Annotated in this window: 28 protein-coding genes and 1 riboswitch; of the genes, 13 read left to right on the forward strand and 15 right to left on the reverse strand. The window is 70.0% G+C overall.

From position 1 onward, the window contains the following. The first annotated feature begins 29 nt into the window (after positions 1-29). Positions 30-1184: a nucleoside hydrolase gene (locus tag DFO65_RS05065; RefSeq protein ID WP_113903335.1), complete on the forward strand. Its 1155-nt coding sequence runs from the start codon at positions 30-32 to the stop codon at positions 1182-1184. An 81-nt stretch (positions 1185-1265) separates the two neighbouring features. Here the strand turns inward: DFO65_RS05065 and DFO65_RS05070 are convergent, their stop codons facing one another. Further along, the gene (locus DFO65_RS05070; RefSeq protein WP_113903336.1) at positions 1266-2192 is read right to left on the reverse strand and encodes an alpha/beta fold hydrolase; all 927 of its coding nucleotides are present in this window, start codon (positions 2190-2192) and stop codon (positions 1266-1268) included. A 60-nt stretch (positions 2193-2252) separates the two neighbouring features. Between DFO65_RS05070 and DFO65_RS16900 the strand changes: the two genes are divergently transcribed. Together DFO65_RS16900 and DFO65_RS05080 are read left to right on the forward strand one after the other, a co-directional pair. Next, complete coding sequence (locus DFO65_RS16900; protein WP_181778628.1) at positions 2253-2918, forward strand: TetR/AcrR family transcriptional regulator; 666 nt, start codon at positions 2253-2255, stop codon at positions 2916-2918. Between the two features lie 110 nt (positions 2919-3028). Continuing rightward, entirely contained in the window at positions 3029-3361 is a 333-nt protein-coding gene (locus DFO65_RS05080) for a VOC family protein (protein WP_113903337.1), read from the forward strand. A 27-nt stretch (positions 3362-3388) separates the two neighbouring features. On the opposite strand, the gene DFO65_RS05085 is transcribed toward DFO65_RS05080, so the two are convergent. Beyond that, positions 3389-3991, reverse strand: coding sequence for a flavin reductase family protein (locus DFO65_RS05085; RefSeq protein ID WP_113903338.1), 603 nt, complete (start codon positions 3989-3991; stop codon positions 3389-3391). Positions 3992-4057: 66 nt separating this feature from the next. Between DFO65_RS05085 and DFO65_RS05090 the strand changes: the two genes are divergently transcribed. Together DFO65_RS05090 and DFO65_RS05095 are read left to right on the forward strand one after the other, a co-directional pair. After that, positions 4058-4759 carry an ArsR/SmtB family transcription factor gene (locus tag DFO65_RS05090; protein ID WP_113903339.1) on the forward strand — a complete coding sequence of 234 codons (702 nt, stop codon included), beginning with the start codon at positions 4058-4060 and terminating at the stop codon, positions 4757-4759. Further along, positions 4756-5340 (forward strand): GNAT family N-acetyltransferase, encoded by a 585-nt coding sequence (locus DFO65_RS05095; protein WP_113903340.1) that lies wholly within the window; start codon positions 4756-4758, stop codon positions 5338-5340. Before DFO65_RS05090 ends, DFO65_RS05095 begins: the two co-directional genes overlap by 4 nt. Position 5341: 1 nt before the next feature. Here DFO65_RS05095 and DFO65_RS05100 read toward each other — a convergent pair whose 3' ends face one another. Next, positions 5342-5533 carry an RCC1-like domain-containing protein gene (locus tag DFO65_RS05100; RefSeq protein WP_245940489.1) on the reverse strand — a complete coding sequence of 64 codons (192 nt, stop codon included), beginning with the start codon at positions 5531-5533 and terminating at the stop codon, positions 5342-5344. 36 nt (positions 5534-5569) lie between these two features. Here DFO65_RS05100 and DFO65_RS05105 point away from each other — a divergent pair, with 36 nt between their 5' ends. Further along, a complete protein-coding gene (locus DFO65_RS05105; RefSeq protein ID WP_113903342.1) occupies positions 5570-6121 on the forward strand; it encodes a YdeI/OmpD-associated family protein in 552 nt (183 codons plus the stop codon). Between the two features lie 59 nt (positions 6122-6180). On the opposite strand, the gene DFO65_RS05110 is transcribed toward DFO65_RS05105, so the two are convergent. From DFO65_RS05110 to DFO65_RS05130, 5 genes are all read right to left on the reverse strand, one after another. Continuing rightward, complete coding sequence (locus DFO65_RS05110; protein ID WP_181778629.1) at positions 6181-6474, reverse strand: helix-turn-helix domain-containing protein; 294 nt, start codon at positions 6472-6474, stop codon at positions 6181-6183. Positions 6475-6564: 90 nt separating this feature from the next. Continuing rightward, positions 6565-7074 carry a flavin reductase family protein gene (locus DFO65_RS05115; protein ID WP_113903344.1) on the reverse strand — a complete coding sequence of 170 codons (510 nt, stop codon included), beginning with the start codon at positions 7072-7074 and terminating at the stop codon, positions 6565-6567. Further along, entirely contained in the window at positions 7067-7828 is a 762-nt protein-coding gene (locus DFO65_RS05120) for a dihydrofolate reductase family protein (protein WP_113903345.1), read from the reverse strand. The genes DFO65_RS05115 and DFO65_RS05120 overlap by 8 nt, the downstream gene beginning before the upstream one ends. Before the next feature lie 38 nt (positions 7829-7866). After that, positions 7867-9510: an alpha-amylase family protein gene (locus tag DFO65_RS05125; RefSeq protein WP_113903346.1), complete on the reverse strand. Its 1644-nt coding sequence runs from the start codon at positions 9508-9510 to the stop codon at positions 7867-7869. Further along, positions 9507-10463 carry a TIGR03557 family F420-dependent LLM class oxidoreductase gene (locus DFO65_RS05130; RefSeq protein ID WP_113903347.1) on the reverse strand — a complete coding sequence of 319 codons (957 nt, stop codon included), beginning with the start codon at positions 10461-10463 and terminating at the stop codon, positions 9507-9509. The genes DFO65_RS05125 and DFO65_RS05130 overlap by 4 nt, the downstream gene beginning before the upstream one ends. A gap of 114 nt (positions 10464-10577) precedes the next feature. On the opposite strand from DFO65_RS05130, the gene DFO65_RS05135 reads away from it, so the two are divergent. The 3 genes from DFO65_RS05135 to DFO65_RS05145 all read left to right on the forward strand — a co-directional run bounded on the left by DFO65_RS05135 (position 10578) and on the right by DFO65_RS05145 (position 12274). Beyond that, positions 10578-10985, forward strand: coding sequence for a DUF2695 domain-containing protein (locus DFO65_RS05135; protein ID WP_113903348.1), 408 nt, complete (start codon positions 10578-10580; stop codon positions 10983-10985). Between the two features lie 85 nt (positions 10986-11070). After that, positions 11071-11532 (forward strand): VOC family protein, encoded by a 462-nt coding sequence (locus tag DFO65_RS05140; RefSeq protein ID WP_113903349.1) that lies wholly within the window; start codon positions 11071-11073, stop codon positions 11530-11532. A 91-nt stretch (positions 11533-11623) separates the two neighbouring features. Beyond that, entirely contained in the window at positions 11624-12274 is a 651-nt protein-coding gene (locus tag DFO65_RS05145) for a PepSY domain-containing protein (protein WP_113903350.1), read from the forward strand. Positions 12275-12297: 23 nt separating this feature from the next. Here the strand turns inward: DFO65_RS05145 and DFO65_RS05150 are convergent, their stop codons facing one another. Continuing rightward, positions 12298-13200: an ATP-grasp domain-containing protein gene (locus DFO65_RS05150; protein ID WP_113903351.1), complete on the reverse strand. Its 903-nt coding sequence runs from the start codon at positions 13198-13200 to the stop codon at positions 12298-12300. Between the two features lie 24 nt (positions 13201-13224). Here DFO65_RS05150 and DFO65_RS05155 point away from each other — a divergent pair, with 24 nt between their 5' ends. Next, positions 13225-13806, forward strand: a complete 582-nt coding sequence (locus DFO65_RS05155; RefSeq protein ID WP_113903352.1) for a thymidine kinase — start codon at positions 13225-13227, stop codon at positions 13804-13806. Here DFO65_RS05155 and DFO65_RS05160 read toward each other — a convergent pair. After that, the gene (locus DFO65_RS05160) at positions 13770-14726 is read right to left on the reverse strand and encodes a carbohydrate kinase family protein (RefSeq protein ID WP_113903596.1); all 957 of its coding nucleotides are present in this window, start codon (positions 14724-14726) and stop codon (positions 13770-13772) included. The genes DFO65_RS05155 and DFO65_RS05160 overlap by 37 nt on opposite strands. Positions 14727-14735: 9 nt before the next feature. Next, a complete protein-coding gene (locus tag DFO65_RS05165) occupies positions 14736-15413 on the reverse strand; it encodes a mismatch-specific DNA-glycosylase (RefSeq protein WP_220151241.1) in 678 nt (225 codons plus the stop codon). Between the two features lie 99 nt (positions 15414-15512). Here DFO65_RS05165 and DFO65_RS05170 point away from each other — a divergent pair, with 99 nt between their 5' ends. Beyond that, the gene (locus DFO65_RS05170) at positions 15513-16061 is read left to right on the forward strand and encodes an SRPBCC family protein (protein ID WP_113903353.1); all 549 of its coding nucleotides are present in this window, start codon (positions 15513-15515) and stop codon (positions 16059-16061) included. On the opposite strand, the gene moeB is transcribed toward DFO65_RS05170, so the two are convergent. The 4 genes from moeB to thiO form a co-directional block, all read right to left on the reverse strand. Then, entirely contained in the window at positions 16046-17407 is a 1362-nt protein-coding gene (gene moeB, locus DFO65_RS05175) for a molybdopterin-synthase adenylyltransferase MoeB (RefSeq protein ID WP_113903354.1), read from the reverse strand. The genes DFO65_RS05170 and moeB overlap by 16 nt on opposite strands. Continuing rightward, positions 17404-18204, reverse strand: a complete 801-nt coding sequence (locus DFO65_RS05180) for a thiazole synthase (RefSeq protein WP_113903355.1) — start codon at positions 18202-18204, stop codon at positions 17404-17406. The genes moeB and DFO65_RS05180 overlap by 4 nt, the downstream gene beginning before the upstream one ends. A 1-nt stretch (position 18205) precedes the next feature. Beyond that, positions 18206-18454 carry a sulfur carrier protein ThiS gene (gene thiS / locus DFO65_RS05185; protein ID WP_113903356.1) on the reverse strand — a complete coding sequence of 83 codons (249 nt, stop codon included), beginning with the start codon at positions 18452-18454 and terminating at the stop codon, positions 18206-18208. Continuing rightward, positions 18451-19677: a glycine oxidase ThiO gene (gene thiO / locus DFO65_RS05190; RefSeq protein ID WP_113903357.1), complete on the reverse strand. Its 1227-nt coding sequence runs from the start codon at positions 19675-19677 to the stop codon at positions 18451-18453. The genes thiS and thiO overlap by 4 nt, the downstream gene beginning before the upstream one ends. Next, positions 19667-19772, reverse strand: a riboswitch (TPP riboswitch). (Overlaps the previous gene by 11 nt.) An 11-nt stretch (positions 19773-19783) precedes the next feature. Between thiO and thiE the strand changes: the two genes are divergently transcribed. Together thiE and DFO65_RS05200 are read left to right on the forward strand one after the other, a co-directional pair. Then, positions 19784-20539 carry a thiamine phosphate synthase gene (gene thiE, locus DFO65_RS05195; protein WP_113903358.1) on the forward strand — a complete coding sequence of 252 codons (756 nt, stop codon included), beginning with the start codon at positions 19784-19786 and terminating at the stop codon, positions 20537-20539. Further along, positions 20536-21459, forward strand: a complete 924-nt coding sequence (locus DFO65_RS05200) for a 2-dehydropantoate 2-reductase (protein ID WP_113903359.1) — start codon at positions 20536-20538, stop codon at positions 21457-21459. Before thiE ends, DFO65_RS05200 begins: the two co-directional genes overlap by 4 nt. Positions 21460-21473: the final 14 nt, after the last annotated feature.

A 21473-nucleotide genomic window follows, 5' to 3' on the forward strand; every position in this document is an offset into this window, starting at 1 on the left:
CAGGCACGCTGTCCGGCAGAATGGGAACCATGTCGACACAGCTGCTGCCCGTCTTCCTCGACTGCGACCCCGGCATCGACGATGCCGTCGCCCTCGGCTATCTCCTCTGCCAGCACGACGTCGAGATCCTCGGCATTGCCGCGTCCGGCGGAAATGTGCCGACCGCGCAGGTCGCCCGCAACACGCTCGGATGGCTCGACCTGGCCGGCCGATCCGAGATCCCGGTCCACGAGGGGGCCGAACTTCCGACGGCCTGGCAGAACGGACCGCCGGGCGAGACCGCACACCCCGAGTTCGCCGAACTCACCCATGGACCGTCAGGAACAGGACACGCACTCCTCCCCGAACCGCGAACAGCGGTGAGCGCAGTCGACGCCGCACACGCGTGGGTCGACGCTGCGCGGGCCCGCCCCGGAGAGCTCATCGGAGTGCTCATCGGGCCGGCGACGAACCTCGCGCTCGCCCTCGACATCGAACCCCGCCTCCCGGACATGCTCAAACGACTCTTCATCATGGGAGGCGCTTTCAACCATCGCGGCAACACCCATCCGACCACCGAATGGAACATCACGTTCGACCCCGAGGCGATGGCCGCAGTCCTCGCAGCCTTCGGTCGCACCCCTGCCGTGACCTCAGGACCGGGGGAGCGGCAGGGGTGCGACCGGCAGGGGCACCTGCCGGTCATCGCACCGATCGATGCCACCGAGGCCATCGAGATGACTCCGGTCCGTCTCGATGGCATCCTCGCCACGGACGCCCGTGCTGACGAGACGTCGGCTTCCACGCCGAGGTGGCAGGAATGGCTGCGGCAGCTGGCCGCCGCCCTGCGCTTCTACTTCGAGTTCCACGAATCGGACGGGTTCGGCCACATCGCCCACCTGCACGACCCCTTCGTCCTCGCCTGCGCACTCGCGTGGGGCAGGGACCACCTCGGCGATCCGCCGTCACCGCGCCAGCCGGTCGCCAACGGCACGCCGGGCCGGCTGCCATGGGCCCGAACACTGTGTGCGCCAGTCGACGTCGAGCTCACCGGGACGCTCACCCGCGGTGAAACCGTCGCGGACTGGCTGGGACGATGGGGACGCGACGCCAACGCGGAGATCATCCGCACGATCGACGCCGCGGCATTCCTCGACCACCTCGGCGACACCCTGCGGCAGGGGCCGAGGCCCAGCGAAGGCTGAGGACGGTCGGGGACCACGGCCGGCTGTGGTCCGAGGCGGTCCGCGGGCAGAGAGTGTCCGCGAGCCGATTGCCCGGCCGTTTCACTCGAGGGCTGCGGCGAGGACCTTCGGTTGCTCGAGATGCGGGATGTGACCGGCTCCGGGGACGACGACGACTCGCGCGTCTGTCAGCCGCGCTGCCAGGTCATGGGCGGTCTCGGGTGAGGCGTGGACGTCGTGGTCGCCCCAGACGAAGGTCGTGGGCACATCGGCGGAGACGAGTTGGTCCTCGGCACGGGCGCTCGGCTTCCAGCCGCGGACAGTCGCGACGGATCGGATCACAGCGCGACTGTGCGTTCGCGCACCGGGGAGATTGACCCCGGCGAGTGCGAGCCGAAGGAGGTCCTCGGCGATGGTCGAGGCATCCGAGACGTAGTGGCCGAACATGTGCCTGCGCACAGCGTCGATATCGCGCATCGGCAGTTGGGCGACCAGTCGCCCGAGGCCGGGCACCGTCCACAGTCGGAGGAAGGTCCCGATGTCCGCGAACAGTCCGCCGGCGCTGCCGGCCAAGGTGAGGGATTCGACGCGATGCCGATGCGCTGCGGCGAAGTGGATCGCAGCGTAGCCGCCCATCGATCCGCCGACGATCCGCAGTCTGGAGACGCCGAGCGCATCGCAGACATCGAGGAGCCACTCTGCGCAGGCGGGGCCCCATTCGATGTCGGGGGAGGCGACGGGCTCGGAGAGGCCGAAGCCGGGGGTGTCGACCACCACGACCAGACCCGGGACGAGTCCGACGACATCGGCCCATTCCGCGGAGTTGCCGACACCGCCATGGACGAAGAGCGTCGGATGCTCTCCCTCGCCGAAGCTCAGGGCATAGAGGCGGCGGCCGTCGCGGCGGATGAACTGGTGCTCGCGTGGGGCGAGGCCCCGGTCGGCGAAGACAGCGAGGCGCAGCTGCCGGAAATGCTGGTGCTCCCCACTCCACGCGGAGTCATCCAATACGCTCAGCGACGCTTCCATCGTCGGCTCCCATCCCTTTCGTTACGATGTAACGTAACAGAGTTGCGGTATGCTGTCAATATGGGACGACCACGGATCCACGACGCGCGCACCGCCGCGGGCCTGCTCGATGCCGCCGAGGCAGTGATCGAGGAGGAGGGGCTCGCGGCTCTGTCGATGCGGGCCCTGGCCCGGCGCGCCGAGGTGACGACCCGGGCGATCTACAGCCTGTTCGAGTCCAAGGACGAGCTTCTCGGGGCGCTCGCCGCCCGCGGCTTCGAGCTGCTCGGCGCGGCGGTGGCGGGTCTGCCGGTGACCGAGGATCCGCGCGCCGACCTCATCGCCGCAGGGATGGCCTACAGGGACTTCGCGCTGCGGCGCCCCGCGCTCTATCAGCTGGCCTTCGCCCTCGACCGAGCGGCCGAATCGGGACCGGCGGAAGGTGGACGACCGGCGGAAGGTGGACGACCGGCGGTACGATCCGTCGGCGACGAAAACGCCGGGGCGCGCTCCGCCCAGCAGGCGGCTCTGGCCGATCTGACCTCGCGGGTGCTGCGGGTCTCCGGTGAGGAAGCCGCGACCGCAGGACCTGCCTCGCAGGTTCTCACCTTCCACGCGCTGTGCGAAGGACTGGCGGCGATGGAGCATCGTCGAGCCCTGCGCGGCTCGGCAGCCGAGGCGTCGTGGCGAGCCGCCCTCGAGATCTGCGTCCGCGGGATCGGAGCTCCCGAGCCGACCGCCCCCTGAACGGCCTCCCCGTGCAACCGCCCGGACATGGTCGCTGGACCGATTGCCCATGGCGGAGCCCGTGCGGAGGGGGACAATGGAACCTCGAGCACCGATCGAAGGAGAACGTGATGATCGACGGAATCCTGGCCAACTGCCCTGTGGCGGACCTCGATCGAGCCGAGGACTGGTACACGCGCCTCTTCGAACGCGGGCCGGATCAGCGTCCGATGACCGGACTGCTCGAATGGCACCTCGGCGAGAGTTTCGGGTTCCAGGTGTGGGCGGACCGGCAGCGGGCGGGCGGCACGGTCGTCGTGCTCCAGGAGACCGCCCTCGATGACCTCGCCGACCGTCTGACGACGACCGGAATCGACCATTCCGGGCCCGAGCCCGGCGGAGGTGCGAGGATCCTCCGGGTGAGAGATCCCGACGGAAACCTCATCGTCTGCACCGGCGACTGAGGGACCGCGGCGCCTCGGCACCGACGCTCACTGCTCGGCCCGGAAATTCACACCGACGGCCTCACCTTGGGAGAAGTAGTGCCGAAACGTCGAGTAGACGGGACGCCAGGTCTCGAGGTCGATGTGTGAGGACCCGGGCAGGACCAGGTGAGCGTGGGCGTGGGTCCGGACCACCTGAGCATGAGCGATGACGACGTCGTCGCCGTCGTCCAACGGCGTGAATCGGGACACTCGGGCTTCGATCTGGACCGGGCACTGGGCGATCCGGTCGGGCCGGACGAGGTCGCTGCGTCGGGCGGAGAAACCGCCGAGGCGCCACTTGTCGGGCTCGTGGCGATAACGTCCCACCTTGTGCACAGGGATGTCCGGGGAACCGGTCGTCGGTGCGATCGCCTCGATCGCCTCGACCTGGGAGGCATCGGGCAGGTTGATGACCAGCTCGGGGCACTGGTGGAGATTCCTCACCGCCTGGCTGTCCCTGCCGATCCCGAGGACATAGGTGCCATCCAGCGCCCACGCCGAGGAGATCGGGGTGATGTTCGTCGACCCGTCAGCGGTCGTCAGGGTGGTGATGAGGGCGACCGGTGTGCCGAAGTAGTACACGGAGGGGGAGATCGTCGTCGTTTTCATGCCGTTCAGTCTGGACAGCGGATGATTCGGCTCCGCCCGAACCGTGCCTCTCGTAGAATCCGAGATATGGATGGAGCAGGAAGCCCTGATCTGGCGGCAGTGGCCGCACTGCTGGCGAGCGAGGCGCGGTCGACGATGATGCTGGCCCTGCTCGACGGTGCGGCGTGGACGGTGACCGAACTCGCCGAGACGGCAGAGATCTCGCGACCGACCGCGAGCGAGCACCTGCACCGGCTGGTCGACGGCGGTCTCCTCGCCGAGGTGCGCCAGGGCCGCCACAGGTATGTCCGCATCGAGGACCCGGTCGTCGCCGAGACCGTCGAGGCGCTCGCCGGACTCTCCGGACGGCTCCGCCCTCCCGGCCGTTCCCTGCGGGCCCAGCGCGCCGATCGTGAGCTGCGGGAGGCCCGCACCTGCTATTCGCACCTGGCGGGACGCCTCGGCGTCGCACTCTGCGACGGCATGCGGGAACTCGGTCACGTCGACAGCGGGTGGGGGCTCACCTCGGCGGGGCGCGACTGGTTCGACACCCTCGACATCCCGCTGCCGGCGACCCGCCGACGGCCGCTGCTGAGACCGTGCCTCGACTGGACAGAGAGACGAGAACACCTGGCCGGCGTCGCCGCCGACGCCCTCCACGCGGCGATGCGGGAGAGGACGTGGATCGAACCGGGAACGACACGCCGGGCGGTTCGGCTCACCGCAGCCGGTCACCGTGCCCTCGCCCACCTCCTCCCCGAATCCCCGACCCGGAAGGCCTCCGCATGACCTCACCCATCCGTTCCGCCGTGCCCGCGGACCTCGACCGAGCGGCAGGAGTCCTCGCCGCGGCCTTCGCCGACTCCCCGTGGACCCGCTGGGCCCTTCCCGCCCGCGGGTACCTGCGACGTCTGCGGGAGATCCAGCACCTCTACCTCACTCATGCCCGGGACCACGGCATCGTGCTCGTCGACGACGATATCCACGCGGTGGCCGCTTTCCTCCCACCCGACCCTCCCGCCCCCGCCGAGGCGGAGTGGCGGAGGATCGCCGAACTCCACGGTCCCCGCCTGGCGGAGGTCAGCCGGGTCCCCACCCCTGCGCCGCCGAGCGGCGCGTGGACCCTCGAGACCGTGGGGGTCGACCCGGAACAGCAGGGGCAGGGACTCGGAACGGCGATCCTCACCGCCGGACTGGCGCTCATCGACGACCGGGGAGACTCGATCGCGCTCGAGACCTCCGACGAACGCAACGTGCGCCTCTATGAGCGCCTCGGCTTCGCCACCGCGGCGACGACGGCGATCGCCGACGGTCCGTTCGTCTGGTCGATGAGCCGACGGTGCCCGACCACGAGTGCAGCCCAGGGGTGATTCAGCCGCCGATGTCCGTCCACCCGCCGACGGCGCACTGACCGTCCGAGTCATCCCCTGCGGCCACCACCGAGCCGTTGGCGCGCAGTCCGAGAGTGTGCCGGGAGCCCGCGGCGACGGCGACGAGGTCCCGCCAGGCACCCGCCTCGGGCCTCGACGGACACGGTGAAACGCTGAAGAATGAGAGGATCACGGCCGGCAGAGGTGCCGCCGCGGGAGGGAGACGGCGATGATTCTCACCTTCGTCGACGGTGCGGAGTGGGAGTCCTGGCTCGAGCACCACCACGCGACCGAGTCCGAGGCATGGCTGCGGATCGCGAAGCGCCGATCACCGGTGCCGGGGATCTCGATCTCCGCGGCACTCGATGGTGCGCTGTGCTTCGGATGGATCGACGGTCAGCGCCGGGCGAACGACGCGGATTCCTTCCTCCAGAGATACTCGCCGCGCCGCCCGCGGAGCTCCTGGTCGAAGATCAACGTGACCCGATTCGAGATCCTCGAACGGGAGGGCAGGGTGCGCCCGGCGGGTGCGACCGAAGCCGCTGCGGCTCGGGCCGACGGGAGATGGGCGGCGGCCTACGAGTCCCAGCGCACCGCCACCGTGCCCGACGATCTCTCCGCCGAGCTCGTCGCGCACCCTCGAGCGCTGGTCGCGTTCGACCGGTTGGACCGGACCTCCCGCTATGCGGTGATCCTCGATCTGCTCAGGGCCCGGACCCCGCAGAGGCGCAGGGCCCTTCTCTCCCGGCACATCGCCCGACTCGAATCCGCCGAGGAGTAGCCGACGCCGAGCGGACGGGGCGTCGCCGAGGAGCAGCCGACGTCTCCGAATCGGCGCCGTCAGTCGAGTCTGCCGGTCAGCCGCTGCGCCCGCGTCGCGGGAGTCTCATCGGTCAGTCCGCTCCGATCGATGTGATGATCGGTGAACAGGTCGACGATGTCGCAGTCGAGGGCGCCGGCGAGCTCCGGCAGCCGCTTGATGTTGATGCCCATCCGCCCGCGCTCGAGCTGCGAATAGGTGCTCACGGAGAGACCGGACCGGAATGCCACCTGCTCCTGCGGGAGGCCGGTCTTCCGGCGCAGCCGCTGCAGCCGCTGGGCAAAGGCCTGGAGGAAATCGTCGTCACCGGTCACACCATCCAAACTGCCGACAGCTGGGCGAATACACCAGAGCGACGACGACTGGGAAAATACTCACTGACCCGGCGTGACGCCGCCCGTCGGCTACGGGCGGATCGCCCTCTCCTCGCTGCCGCGGCCCGGATCGAGGTCTCCGACGTCGGAGACCCGCAGCGGCGTGAATCGGCCCCCGGTCTCGGCGGAGACGACGCGGGTCGTCACGCACACGTGATCGCCGCCGTCGTCGAGCAGGGCCAGACGCTCGAGCACCAGACGGTTGGGGCATCGTCCGAGCAGGGGCAGACCCGACGCATCGGTGTCGACGTCGAGGTCGGTGAACTTGTCGACCTCCGTGCCCGAATGGCCACCGAACAGCTCGGCGAGGTCGTGGTCGGCCGAGGTGAGGAAATGCGCTGCGAAGCGACTGGCGCGCAGGCCCACGACATAGGTGTGGTTGGCCTTCGACAGCCAGATGCCGTACTGCTGCGGACCGATGCTCGACTGGGAGTGGAATCCGACCACACAGCCGGCGCGTTCGCCCTCGACCGCGGTGGTCACGACGAGGAGGGGGGTGTCCGTCGCCGCCATCAGGGTCTCGAATGCCGAGTCATCCATGTCGTCCATCCTTCATCTTCTTCTCATAGCGGAGGAACAGAGTGCTCTCCTCGACAGCGGTTCCCACGAGGTCGAACTCGGCGATCCCGGACCCGACGGGATTGACGCAGACCGGGAGCGGGTCGCCGCCGATGAGCGGGGAGATCGACAGGCACAGCTCGTCGAGGCGATCGGCGGCGACGATCTCACCGAGCCAGGTGGGGCCTCCCTCGCACAGCACCACCTGATGTCCGCGCGCCGCCAGCGCGGTGAACGCCTCGGCGGGGTCCACGCGGTCGCTGCCGGCGACGATGACGTCGGCCACCTCGGCGGCTCGCGCGCGCAGCTCGGGGTCGGAGGACTCGCACGTGATGACCCGGGTCCGGGCATGCTGTGGTGCGTCGGTGAAGATCCGGGCACCCCAGTCGAGGTCGAGGGACCGGCTGACGACGGCGACCGGGGGAGTCGGAGGTCTGCCCGCCGATTCCCGCGCCCGGCGGGCCGCCTCGTCGAGGCGGACGACGCCGTACTTCTCACGGCGCACGGTCTCGGCCCCGATCATGACGACGTCGGCGATCCGGCGCATGCTCCTGAACAGCGCCTGGTCGGGACCGGTCGACAGGGGGCCGACCTTGCCTGCGATCGCGGCGGTGCCGTCGAGCCCCGCGACCATGTGTCCCATCACCCAGCACTCGTGCTCCACCCGTGTGCGGTCGACGTCGAGGTAGGGAAGCAGCGGAACGGACAGTTCGCCTGTCCTCTTCAGCAGGTGCATGCCCTCACCCTACCTGCGCGGCCCCGGTCCGGAGTCGGTCATTTCGGGGAGCGGGCCGTGGCCCGCAGCCACCGGTGACCATACGATCCCAGCTCGATGGTCAGGGTTTCCGCGACGTCGAGGTCGGCCGATTCGAGGAGATCGATGATGTCCGCGTCCTCCTCGACGATCCGGGTGAGTGGAAGTTCGACGGTGCACGGTTCGTCCTCGAAATTGTGGACGGCGATGAATGCCGCGGTCCCCGAGCGGCACGAGTGGACGAGGACGCCGGGTTCGTCGACGTCGATGACCGCGAAGTCTCCCCAGGCGATCTCGGGGGTCGCACGGTATTGGGCGATGAGCGTGCGCACGAAGTTGAGCAGCGATCCGGGATCGCGTTCCTGGTCGTAGACGTTGACGTGCTCGGGTCCGAAGTCACCGGCCGTGAGAGGAGCGACGAGTGCCGACTCCGACGCCGAGGAGAAGCCTCCGTTGCGCCCCGACGACCACTGCATCGGTGTGCGCATCCCGTCCCGACCGCTCGTGTCCCCGGGCTCGCCCATGCCGATCTCCTCCCCGTAGTAGATGAGCGGGGCGCCGGGCAGGGAGAACAGGAGACTGTGGGCCAAACGCACGCGACGGGGATCGCCCTCGAGCATCGTCGCCGTGCGGCGGACGATGCCGCGGTCGTAGACCCGCTGCCGGGGATCCGGCGCCAGGGTCTCGAAGACCTCCTGCTTCGTGTCGCCGAGCAGTTCGAGGCTGAGCTCGTCATGACTGCGCAGGAACATCGCCCAGCCTTGGCTCAGGTCGACGACAGGGCGCTGCGAGAGGACCTCGGCGAGGGGTTGCGGGTCGTGGCGGACGAATGACAGGAACATCGTCTGGGCGATGAGGAAGTCGAGCTGCAGGTCGAGTTCGGTCCCGGACTCGCCGAAGTAGGGCAGTTGGTCGGTATGATCGAGGCCGACTTCGCCGAGGAGCATCCCCGATCCCCGCCGCCGACCGGCGAATCGGTGGAGTTCGCGCATGAACGCGTGCGGGTCGGCTTCGTCGGGAACTCCCGGCGGCTCGATGACGAAGGGGACGGAGTCGATGCGGAAGCCGTCGACGCCGAGCTGGAGCCAGAATCCGATGATCCTCGCGATCTCGGCTCTGACCGTCGGATTCGCGAAGTTGAGCTCGGGCTGGTGGCTGTAGAAGTGGTGGAGGTAGTACTGGCCGGTGGCGTCGTCCTTCGTCCAGATCCCCTCCTCGGTGTCGGGGAACACGTTCTCGCCCTGGTCCTCCGGAGGCGCATCCCGCCACACGTAGAAGTCGCGGTAAGGTGAATCGCGGTCGCTCCTCGCCGAGACGAACCAGGGGTGCTGATCCGAGGTGTGGTTGATCACGAGATCGATGATGATCCTCATGCCGCGATCGTGGGCGACCCGGATGAGCTCGACGAAGCGACCGAGATCGCCGAGGCGGGAGTCGACGCCGTAGTAGTCAGTGATGTCGTAGCCGTCATCACGGTTCGCCGTCGACTGGAACGGCATGAGCCACAGGCAGCTGACGCCGAGTCCGGCGAGGTACTCGATGCGCTCGATGAGCCCGTCGATGTCACCGACTCCGTCGCCGTCGGAGTCCTGGAACTTCTCGATGTCGAGGCAGTAGATGACCGCAGCGCGCCACCACAGGTCGGCTCGGTCCGCTGGTCTCATGTTCCCTCCCTGAGTCGCCGGAGGAGAGCGGGTGCCTGGTCGAGGAACCTGCGCTGATCCTCACCGACGTCGTGGATGTAGACGTGGTCGAAGCCGATTGCGGCCGCGGCGATGCTCTCAGCGAGCTCCTCGGGCGTCGATGCGACGGCGACCGCGGAGCGGATCACCTCGTCGTCCGGTTCGGCACGGGCGTCGAAGTCCTCCGGTTGCTGGAGGTCCCACATCAGTCCCGCCGGCACCGCCGCCTGGCGCCATTGGTCCTTCGCGGTCGCGAGTGCCTCCTCCACGGTGTCGCCGAGGCTGACATGGATCTGGAGCATCGCCTCGCCGACTCCGTCGCGCTCCCGGTAAGCGGAGAGTACCTGCGAGGTGGTCTCCTGATCGGCGCCGACGGTGATGAGGCCCTCGGCCCAGCCCGCCGCCCACCGCGCGGTCGGTCCGCTCGTCGCCGCCGCGATGACAGGGGGCGTGCGCTCCGGCAGACTCCAGATCCGCGCATCGTGGATGCGCACCGCTCCCTCGAGGCTGACCCGCTCACCGCGCAGCAGCCGCGCGACGGCGGAGACGGATTCCTCCAGCCTCTGCATGCGCGACTCCTTGTCGGGCCACTCGTCGCCGGTCACGTGTTCGTTGACGGCCTCCCCGCTGCCGTAGGCGGCCCAGAATCGACCGGGGAACATCTCGGCGAGGGTGGCAACGGCCTGGGCGATGATCACGGGGTGGTAGCGCTGACCGGGAGCCGTGACGACGCCGATCGGAAAGGATGTCGTGGCCAGGGCCGCGCCGAGCCAGCTCCAGGCGAAGCCGGACTCGCCCTGCCGCAGGCCCCACGGAGCCAGATGGTCCGAGCACATGGCCGCATCGAACCCGATCTGCTCCGCCCGCTGGACTGCCGCGAGCAGAATGCTCGGTGCGATCTGCTCGTGGGAGGCATGGTACCCGAAGACCGTCATACCGGCTCATGGTAATCCAGGAGGGATCGCCGCGGGAGGGCGACGCGGTGCCGCACGACGGGATCCGCGTGCGCCGGCAGGATCCATGTCCGTGGCGTCTGGAACAGTGTCGACATGGACAGGAAGCTCATCGAATCCGAAGCCATGGCGATCGTCGAGGAAGCCGCCTCGAGGATCATGACCCCGTACGAGGGGGAGTGCCTGCTGTGCTACACCTATCGACAGCTGACCGAGTTCGGATGCGACGGCACGCACCGGTTCGCGCTCAGCTTCCGGGACCGCACTGCGCCGCGTGCGACGGCGCTGCTGAGGAACCTCGCGCGCGTCGGCGCGTGCTGCTGCGACTGCGAGATCTTCCGCAACGCCTATCATCTCGGCCCGCGACCGCTGGTCCTCCACTTCCAGCGCTCGGCGGAGACGGACGAGACCGGAGAGCCCCCGGCCGAACCGTTCCTCTGGTGCCAGGGCGTGCGTCGCGGTTCGACCCAGGCCTGTGGGAACTGGGTGAGGATGGGAACTTGAAGCATCGAGGATTCCGATCCACTATCGTGTGAATCCGACCTCTCGAAGACGAGGGGACGATGACCATCTCGATGAGGAGACGTTCATGACCCGAGCAGTGCAGATCACCTTCGACTGCCACGATCCCGTCCGGTTGGCCCGCTTCTGGGCCGAAGTCCTCGACTACGTCATTCCCGGGCCGCCGGGAATGACGCTGGAGGAGGGCGCAGACCCCTTCGCGGCATGGTCCGCCTTCATCGCCGGACTCGGGATCGACCTCGATCCCTCCGAGGTGAGAGCGGCGATCGAGGATCCGAAGGGGCGAGGTCCGCGCGTGTTCTTCCAGATCGTCCCCGAGGAGAAGACGGTGAAGAACCGTGTCCACCTCGACGTGCGCGCGGCACCCGGACTCGAGGGGGCGGAGCGGATGGACGCGCTCGAAGCCGAGTGCACCCGACTCCTCGACCTCGGTGCGAGCAGGATCCATCGGGTCGAACCCAGCCCGCCCCTGGAGACCGGATTCATCGTCATGTGCGATCCGGAGGGAAACGAGTTCTGCCTCGACTGAGGTCATCCCCGACGACGGACGGCAGCGTGAGGCAATGAGAATTCTCTTATGAGCCTGTCGGATGCCTCGGTGGGTCGCTACGGTGGGGGCCATGGATATCAACAGAGCGACCCAGACGGCAGCAGCAGGCGCGATTGTCCTTTCGATGTCCCTGACCGGGTGCGGTGGAGGCTCCGGATCCACGTCGTCGGAGTCCTCCCCGGCGGCCCCCGCGGAGACCTCGAACGAGACGACCGGGGGTGAGTCGACGGCGTCCACCGAGTCCTCGGGCGGCACCGGGACTGCCGCCTCGGGGCTCGGCCCCGACGCCGACCTCAGCAAGGAGTCTCCGTCCGTGGCTCCTCAGGACGCGATCACCGCCGCCCAGACAGAGGTGGGCAAGGGCACGGTGACGTCCATCGAACTCGACTTCAACGAACGCGAGAAGATCTGGCAGTACGAGGTCAAGGTCCAGGACGGCAGCACCGAGAACGACGTCGAGGTGGACGCGGAGTCGGGAGAAGTGCGCAGCACCGAGAAGGACGACACTGATGATCCCGTGACCCCGATCGACCTCGAGAAGCCGATGACCTACGACGAAGCGCTCGAACTCGCGAAGAAGAAGGGCTCGGGCCGGCTCGAGGGCTGGAAGCTCGAACACGACAACAAGCGCACCGAGTACCAGTTCGACTTCGACGACCAGGGCCGAGAACTCGAGATCGCCGTCGACGTCGACTCGAAGAAGGTCACCGTCGACGACTGACCCGGCCCCAGGAGCAACCGGCTTCAGGAGGCCAGCGCCCCCAGGTACCGCGCGATCTCCCGCGGGCCGGACCTGGGGGCTTCGGCCTCGACCTCGGGGTTGTAGTTCGTGTTCGTGTTGACGTCGTAGGTGAGGATGGAACCGTCGGCGGTCTCGATGAACTCGATGCCGGCGATGCCGATCCCGTTGCTCCCCAGGAACTCGGAGTACGCCGCGATGATCGGCAGGGAGCCGGCGTCCTCCCGCAGGCTGAACAGCGGTGGCGCCCCCGGCACCGCACAGGCGTCGGCGGGGCAGAGCTCGAATCCGCCCGAGGTGGTGTCGACGCGCACGGCGTAGACGAACTCACCGCCGACGAACTCGGCCCGGGTGATGAATCCCCCGGCCGAGGCGACGAACTCCTGGAGCAGGGTGATGCCGTCGACCGGAGAATCGAAGTCCGCAGACGCCACGTACTCGGCGAAGGAGTCGTGATCGTCGAACCGTCGCACGCCCAGCCCCTTGCCGCCCTGATTGTGCTTGCTGATGAATGGCGGCGCGAACGCGCGGGACCGGGCGAGCAGGTCGTCGGTGCCGAACACGGCCGCGGTGCGGGGGACGGCGATGCCGCTGCGGCCGAGCGCCGCGTACTGGGCGATCTTCGACATCTCGAGCTCGAGGACCGAGCGGCCGTTGACGACGGTGCGCCCATGCGATTCGAGCCAGGTGAGGACGGCTCGGCCGAAGTCCTTGACATGCTCCGAGGTGCGGGTGTGCGACGACGCGGACAGCCGCGACCAGAACACTCCCTCCGGCGGCTCCGCGCCAAGGTCGAAGGACCCCGACCCCAGCAGCCATTCCTCGAGGTCCACGCCCTCCTCGGCGAAGGCCGTGCGGAAGGGCGGGAGCCAGTCGGGATTGTCGTGGATGACGTGCACCGTGCTCATGGTCCCAGCGTACGCTGTGGTGCCATGACCACTCATCCGACGACGGCCCGCGGCGGCCGACTCGAAGTCATCACCGGACCCATGTTCTCCGGGAAGTCCGAGGAGCTCATGCGGCGGGTCCGCCGGGCCGAGATCGCTGGGGTGAAGGTCGCGGTGATCAGCCATTCCCTCGACACCCGCGCCGGCAGCTCCTCGATCACCTCGCACATCGGAGTGAGGATCCCGGCCGTCGCCGTCGGCGATGTCGACGCGCTCGCCGAGGTGGTCCGCCGGGACGACTTCGCCCTCATCGCCATCGACGAGGCCCAGTTCTTCGGACCCGCCCTCGTTCCCGTGGTCACCGACCTCGTGGCCGCGGGCGCCACCGTCATCGTCGAGGGCCTGTGCGTGACCTTCGACGGTCGTCCCTTCGAACCGCTGCCGACCTTCATGGCGCTCGCCGAGGATGTCCTCAAGCTCACCGCGGTGTGTACGATCTGCGGGCGCGATGCGGTCTTCCACCGGCGCCTCGCCGACACCGGCATGGGGGCCACGGAGATCGACCCGAGCCATGTCGGGGGACTGGAGTCCTACGTCGCCCGCTGCCGCACCCACGTCGACAGCTGACGCGCAGTGACCGGTTCCGCCGAGAGGGTGCCGTTCTCCTCGAGCTCGTGAGCCCAGGGCAGGTCTGCGCCGTCGCGGCTGACCGTGATCCCGGAGATCCGCGCGGCGTTGCGGCCCAGGCGGCGCAGGTCGTCGACCTCGAGGCCGCGGATGGCCCCGAGCCTCGGGTGGAGATCGCGGATGAGGGAGGTCATGAAGGCGTCGCCGGCGCCGATCGTGTCCCTGACGGTGACCCGGTCGGCATCGACGCGGCAGCGCCGTGCGGCGGTCGCGACGATCGATCCGGCGGCACCGCAGGTCATGGCCACACAGTCCGCGCCGAGGCCGAGGACCCTGCTGACCTGGTCGTCGGGGTCGAGCCCGGGGTAGAGCCAGTCGGCGTCGACGTCGCTGAGCTTGACGACATCCACCCGCGCCGCGAGTTCCTCGAACCGGGCGAGTGCCTCGGCGTGGGCGCCGATGATCGACGGGCGGATGTTGGGGTCGAAGCTCGTGAACGTCGTGTCCGGGTCGATGCGATCGAGGACCGCATCGACCACCTCGGCGCCGGGGGAGACGAACGCCGCGATCGACCCGATGTGGACGCCCGACCACGGACGCTCGGCGAGGTCCTCGGGCTCGGGGTCCCAGCGCAGGTCGAACCGGTAGTCGGCGGACCCGTCGGCGGAGAGGACCGCTCGCGCCGTTGCCGTCCGACCGGCCCGGCGGGCGTGGACCTCGACGTGGGACGAGCGGAGGTGGTCGAGGAGGAGCTCCCCGTGCTCGTCGTCGCCCAGATCGGTGAGGAGGGCGACCTCGAGGCCGAGGCGCCCGAGGCCGATGGCGATGTTCAACGGTGCGCCGCCGGGGGTGGGGTGCTCGGTGCCGTCGGCCTCGGCGACGATGTCGATGAGGGCTTCGCCGATGACGAGAATGCTCATGTCCACACTTTATTCGCTCGCCGGCCGCCTGGACGTCACCGGGCGATCCTCGATGTCGGCCCACAGCTCCCGCCAGATCCCGGCGAGGGAGTCGACCGTGTGGTGGGCGTTGAGCCCACTCGGCTGGGGCACCACGTGGAGAGCGACCTCGGCAGGCCAGTCGGGGATGAGGTCGGTGTCCTGCTCGCCGAGGCGGGCCCTGGGCTGGGAGAACCCGATGCGGTAGGCCGTGATCCCGGCGATCGCGACGCACCGGGGCCGCAGTTCTCGCACCCTCTCGGTGAGCCGGGCCGACCCGTCGCGCAGCTCCTGCCGGGTCAGCTCATCGGCTCGGGCGGTGGCGCGGCCGACGATGTTGGTGATCCCGATCCCGCGCTCGAGGAGCGCGGCCTCGTCGGAGGGATCGAGCCCGCGCGAGGCGTCGACCTCGGTGTCGGTGAGGCCCGCGCGGTGGAGGGAGGGCCAGAAGCGGTTGCCCGGACGGGCGAAGGGCGCGTTGACCGCCACGGTCCACAGCCCGGGATTGATCCCCACGATGAGCAGCTTCAGCCGGGCCCCGTCAATGGGGAGGACGTCATCGATGGCGTCGGGATCGTCGACGGCGAACCGGGCGAGATCCGCCTTCGTCGGCTTCCGGCCTCCCAGCGGCGAGGGCCTGCGGGTGCTGATGTAATCGTCTGCGCTCACCCCCTCACACTACCGCCGAGGCGGTGGCCGATTCGTTGACGCATGGGGGCTCGGTCAGGAGACTGGGGACCGAGGGCGACGAGCGGGTGGAGGAGGGCGATGAGGCGCGGGAGCGACGTGCGGACACGGCACTTCCGGCAGGGGAGCGACGGGCTGGGCGGGCACGACCGGGAGGCGCGGGAGTCCGCTCCGTTCCATTTCGAATCCGTGTGGAGGGCGAACGCCGATCCCGCCGCGGTCTGGGAGACACTCGTCGACATCGACTCCTGGCCGCAGTGGTGGCCGGGAATCGCCTCGGCGTGCCTCCTCGATCCGCGGACCCCGTCCGATCCCGGCCTCGGTCCCGGAAGCCGTGCCCGGCTCGACGTGAGGAGCCTGGCCGGCATCGGTCTGCGCTTCGGCCTGGAGGTGCAGGTCGAGCAGCCCGGTCGCGGGATGACGGTGACCGCGGACGGTGACCTCACCGGCGTGGGTCAGTGGAGCCTGAGCGCGGACGGGCCGGTGACGACGGTGTCGATCGTCTGGTGCGTGACGACGCGACGACGCCTCATCCGTCTGCTCCGGCCTCTGGCCGGCCTGACCCACGGACGGGTGATGGCGGCCGGGAACGCGGGCCTCAACCGAAGGCTGAGTCAGCGCGCCAGGTGATCGAGCTCCGCTCTCGAGGCAGCCGCAGACGGCCCGGACTCTCCCACGCCGGGCTCGAGCCCTCCCGTGGCCGGCTCAGCTGCGGTCGGTCCTGCCACGCCGGGCTCGCCCGCGGCGATCCAGGCGTCGATTCCCCCGCGCAGCGAGCGCAGGGAGACCCCTGCCGGAGCGCTCGCCGAGAGCGCCTCGACCGCCCGGGCGGAGCGGACACCGGACTTGCAGTGGATGACGATCGCGGCGGGCGCCTCCGTCTCCGACGCCGTGGTCGATGCGCCCGACCCGGCCGCCCCGGCGAGGGCCGGCCAGCCGCGGGCGAGCACCGTCTCGAGGGGCACATGGACCGAGCCGGGGATGACGGCGAGCTCGCGCTCCCAGTCGGCCCGGACGTCGACGAGCACCGGCCGCGGATCCGCCGCGACCAGAGCCGCGACGTCGATCTCGCCGCACCGTTCGGCGCCGGCACCGCGGGCATCTGCCGCGGCCGCGGGGCCCGCTCCGATCCCACCGCCCGCGGAGGCCGTTCCGGTCCTCGCGGAGCACGCGGCGCTCACCTCGGCGAGGTCCGTGACCGGGTCCCGGTCGGGGTCGGGGGAGAAGCGCAGGGTCGAATACTCGGCCTCGAGGGCGTCGTAGCGGAGCAGCCGACCGATGAGCGGGGTCCCGATCCCGCAGATGAGCTTGATGGCCTCGGTCGCCATGGCGGAGCCGACCGTTCCGCAGAGGACGCCGAGGACGCCGCCCTCGGCGCAGCTCGGCACCGAGTTCGCGTCGGGGATGTCGGGGAACAGGTCGCGCAGCATCGGTCCGTGTCCGGGGACGAAGGTGCTCACCTGGCCGGAGAACCGGAAGATCGTGCCCCAGACGAGCGGGGTGCCGGTGAGTTCGGCGGCGTCGTTGGACAGGTACCGGGTGGCGAAGTTGTCGGCGCCGTCGAGGACGAGGTCGTGGGCGGCGACGAGGTCGAGGGCGTTGTCCGGGCTCAGTCGGTCCGCGATCGTGCGCACGGTCAGCTCCGGGTCGAGCCTGAGCAGGGCGTCCCGGGCCGAATCGACCTTGGGTCGGCCGATGTCGGCGTCGCGGTGGAGGACCTGACGCTGGAGGTTCGAGGCCTCGACCACGTCGTCGTCGATGATCGTCACCGCGCCCAGCCCGGCCGCCGCGAGGTACTGGAGCACGGGCGCGCCGAGCCCGCCGGCGCCGATGACGAGCACCGAGGCCGCGCGCAGCCGCCGCTGACCCTCGAGGCCGACGGCGGGCAGGCTCAGGTGCCGCGAATAGCGCTCGAGCTCACGGCGGCTGAGCGCCGCGACGGGCTCGACGAGGGGACCCGGGTTGACGCCGCTCATCGGTCGGCCTTCCGCGCGTAGTCGCCGGCGGGCACCGGGTCGAGCATCCCGTCGAAGGGCGATGAGGCGAGGGCGAGAGGACGCTTCGGGATCCGCCCCGCCTGCCGGGCCAGGTGCCCCGATTCGACGGCCAGCGCCATCGCCCGGGCCATCGCCTCGGCATCGTGCGCCCGGGTCACGGCGCTGGCGAGGAGGACGGCGGTGCATCCGAGCTCCATCGCGAGAGCGGCATCGGAGGCGGTGCCGACTCCGGCGTCGAGGATGACGGGCACCTGTGCGCGGGAGACGATCGTCTCGATGTTGTGCGGATTGAGGATGCCCAGCCCGCTGCCGATCGGGGCGCCGGCGGGCATGACGGCGGCGACCCCGGCGTCCTCGAGCCGCTTGGCCAACGCGGGGTCGTCGTTCGTGTAGGCGAAGACGGTGAACCCGTCGAGGACGAGCTCCTCGGCGGCGCGGAAGAGCTCGATGGGATCGGGCAGGAGAGTGTCCTCGTCGGCGATGACCTCGAGTTTGACCCAGTTCGTCTCGAGGGCCTCGCGGCCCAGATGCGCGGTGAGGACGGCGTCGCGGGCGGTGTAGCACCCGGCGGTGTTCGGCAGGATGCGGATGCCGAGGCGTTCGAGGAGGGCGAACACCGAGTCCCCGGCGCCGGCGTCGAAGCGGCGCATCGCGACGGTCGTCAGCGAGGTCGCCGAGGCGACGAGGGCGTTCTCGAGGATGCTCAGCGAGCTCGCCCCGCCGGTGCCCATGATGAGGTGCGAGTCGACGGTGACCTCGTCGATGGTCCAGGACATCTCAGCCTCCCTGCACGGCGGTGACGACGTCGACGGTGGCGCCGTCGGCGAGAACGGACTCGGACCAGCGGCCGCGGCGGACGACCTCGCCGTCGATGGCCACGGCGATGCCGAGCCGGGAGCCGTCGACCGGGGTGCCGTCGCGGCCGAGCTCCTTGTCCGTCAGGGTGGAGACGAGGTCGAGGGCGGTGGTGGCGGTCGCAAGCTTGCGGTGCTCGCCGTTGAGGGTGATGGTGATCGGTGCGGTCATGGCTGACTCCCTGTGGGGTTCTCGGAGCGGGATGGGGACGGAGCTGAGGTCACCACGGCCGGCGCCAGCGCCGGCGACGAGGCGGAGTGCAGGGCGGACGGGCGCGGCCGGGCCTGGGCGAACCGCCGCGGGGAGACCGACTCGAGGGTGCCCGGCGGCGCCCAGTCGGAGGACTCGCCGAGCACGAGGTCGGCCGTCAGCCTCGCGCCGAGGGGCGCCAGGAGGATGCCGTGGCGGAAGTAGCCCGTGGACACGATGCAGCCCTTGCCGACGCTCCCGATGATCGGCAGGTCGTCGGGGGACCCGGGGCGGGCGCGAGTGGTGATGTCGGTGATCTCGCAATCGAGGATCCCGGGCACGAGTCGTTCCGCGTCGCGCAGCAGCTGGTGGATCCCGCCGGCGCTCATCCCGGGGCGTCCGTCCTCCCGCGATGTCGCACCGAGGACGAGTTCGCCGTCGGGACGCGGCACGACGTACACGGGCCGGCCGAGGACGAGTCCGCGGATGGTGCGGGTGAGCAGCGGTGCGAGCTGCTCCGGTGCCCGCAGCCGGATCACCTCGCCGAAGACCTCCCTCAGCGGCAGTGAGGGGACGCCCTCGATGGTCCTGCAGTCCGCTCCCGCGGCGATGACGACCCTCTCGGCGAACAGTGTCCGGCCGTCGTCGAGCTCGACGCCTGTCACCCGGTCCCCGGTCAGCCGCAGTCCCCGGGCCGATGCCGCGATCGGGTGAGTGCCGAGGACGCGACGCAGGGCGGTGACGACCCGCCTGGGGTCGATCGAATGATCTCCGGGAATGCGCACGGCTCCGCAGACGCCGGGCGACAGGGCGGGTTCGAGGTCGCGCGCACGCGAACCGGGCAGGAGAGCGACGTCGAACCCGGCGCCGGACTGGGCCGTGACGAGTTCGCGCAGCGCCGTGAGATCGGCGCGATCGGCGGCGCACACGAGGGTCTCGGCATCCGAATGACCGAGGTCGAGCCCCGAGGCGGCGGTGAGGTCGGCGGCGAACTCCGGATAGAGGTCGGCCGCGGCGCGCATGAGCGGGTAGAGGGGAGACTGGCCCCACACCACCTCGGCGGCGGGGGCGAGCATGCCGGCGGCCGCGTGGGTCGCGCCCGTGCCCGGGGCGGGATCGACGACGGTGACCGATGCTCCACGCCGCTGCAGTGTCCAGGCGGTCGACAGGCCGATGATCCCGGCCCCGACGACGATGACGTCCATGTGATCTCCCTCCGGCGGCATGATCCGCATCAGGTCTGGCGGTCGGCTCCTGCGCCCTCTCAGCCCTGCTTCCCAAGGCTCCCGCGAACTCCTCTACTCTAGGAGAATGGTCACGGATTGGAAAGCACACACCGCAGTGCGAGACGGATTCGGCGTCGCGGACGACGCCGTCGGTTCCGAGCTCAGGGCCGAGCGACTCGCGCAGCTCGCCGCCGCCCGGCTCTACGTCTGCACCGACGCCCGCCGTGAGCAGGGAGACCTCGCCGAGTTCCTCGACGCGGCCTACTCCGGCGGCGTCGACATCATCCAGCTGCGCGACAAGGGCCTCGAGGCGCGCGCCGAGATCGAGGCGCTCGAGATCCTCAGCGAGACGGCCCACCGGCACGGGAAGCTGTTCTCGGTCAACGACCGCGCCGATGTCGCCCTCCTCGTCGGCGCCGATGTCTTCCATGTCGGCCAGGGCGACCTGACGAGCGCCCAGGCCCGAGCCGTGCTCGGCCCCGATGTCATCCTCGGACGCTCGACGCACTCGGTCGAGCAGGCCAGGGCCGCCGAGGCGGACCCGGAGATCGACTACTGGTGCGCAGGTCCCGTGTGGGAGACGCCGACGAAGCCGGGACGACCCGCGATCGGCCTCGACCCCCTGCGGGAGATGGCCGGCACAGCGGTCAAGCCCTGGTTCGCGATCGGCGGCATCGACGCCGGCTCCCGCCTCGCCGAGGTGGTCCGGGCAGGAGCGAGCCGTGCCGTCGTCGTCCGCGCCGTCACCGAGGCCGACGACCCGGCCGCGGCCGCCGCCGCGCTCAAGGCCGAACTCGAGTTCAGGACCGAACCCGGGACCGAGCCCGAGGAGGCGCGGTGAGGATCCTCATCGCCGGAGCCGGGGCCACCGGCGGCGCGTTCGGAACCCGGCTGGTCGAGGCCGGACGGGACGTGACCTTCCTCGTCCGACCCGCCCGGGCACAGCGACTTCGGTCGAACGGACTGCGGTTCATCGCCCCCGAGACCGACCGGACGAACCAGGTGCAGGTGCTCACGGCCGCCGAACTCGCCGACCTCGACGAGGACCGGCGGGCCTTCGACCTCGTCATCGTCGCGGTCAAGGCCACCGCGCTCGAGACGGTCATCGCCGACGTTCGGCCCGCGGTCGGCGCGCAGACCCTCATCCTCCCGTTCCTCAACGGCATGGCCCACATCGACCGGTTGGAGGCCGAGTTCCCCGGGCAGGTGCTCGGCGGCCTCGTCAAGATCGTCGCGACCGTCCGCGACGATTCGGTCGTGCAGATGACGGACATGGCGGTGATGACGATCGGGCACCTCGGCGGGGGAGAGGTCTCCACCGAGGTCCGCACGGCACTCGACGTGCCGGGATACCGGCTGCAGGTCCTCGACTCCATCGTCGACGCCCTGTGGGAGAAGTGGATCTTCATCGCGACCGCAGGAGTCGTCACCTGCCTGTTCCGGGCGCCCGTCGGCCCGATCATCGCCGCCGGTGGCGAACCACACGTGCGCACCGTCATCGACGAACTCGAGGCCGTCGCCACGGTCGCGGGCCATCCGGTCGGGGCGAAGGCCCATGACCAGACCATGTCGATTCTCACCGAACCAGGATCGTCCTTCACCTCATCCCTCTACCGCGACGTCACCGCCGGCGTCCCGAGCGAGATCGAGCACATCCTCGGGCACCTGCAGGTGACGGCGGCCGACCTCGGCGTCGCGACCCCGCTGCTCGACCTCACTCTCGTCCAACTGCGGGCCGGGGAGATCGTGCGCACCTCCTGACCCATTCGACCGAC

It is taken from the genome of Brevibacterium sanguinis, assembly GCF_003315415.1.
GTDB classification, from domain to species: Bacteria; Actinomycetota; Actinomycetes; order Actinomycetales; family Brevibacteriaceae; genus Brevibacterium; species Brevibacterium celere_A.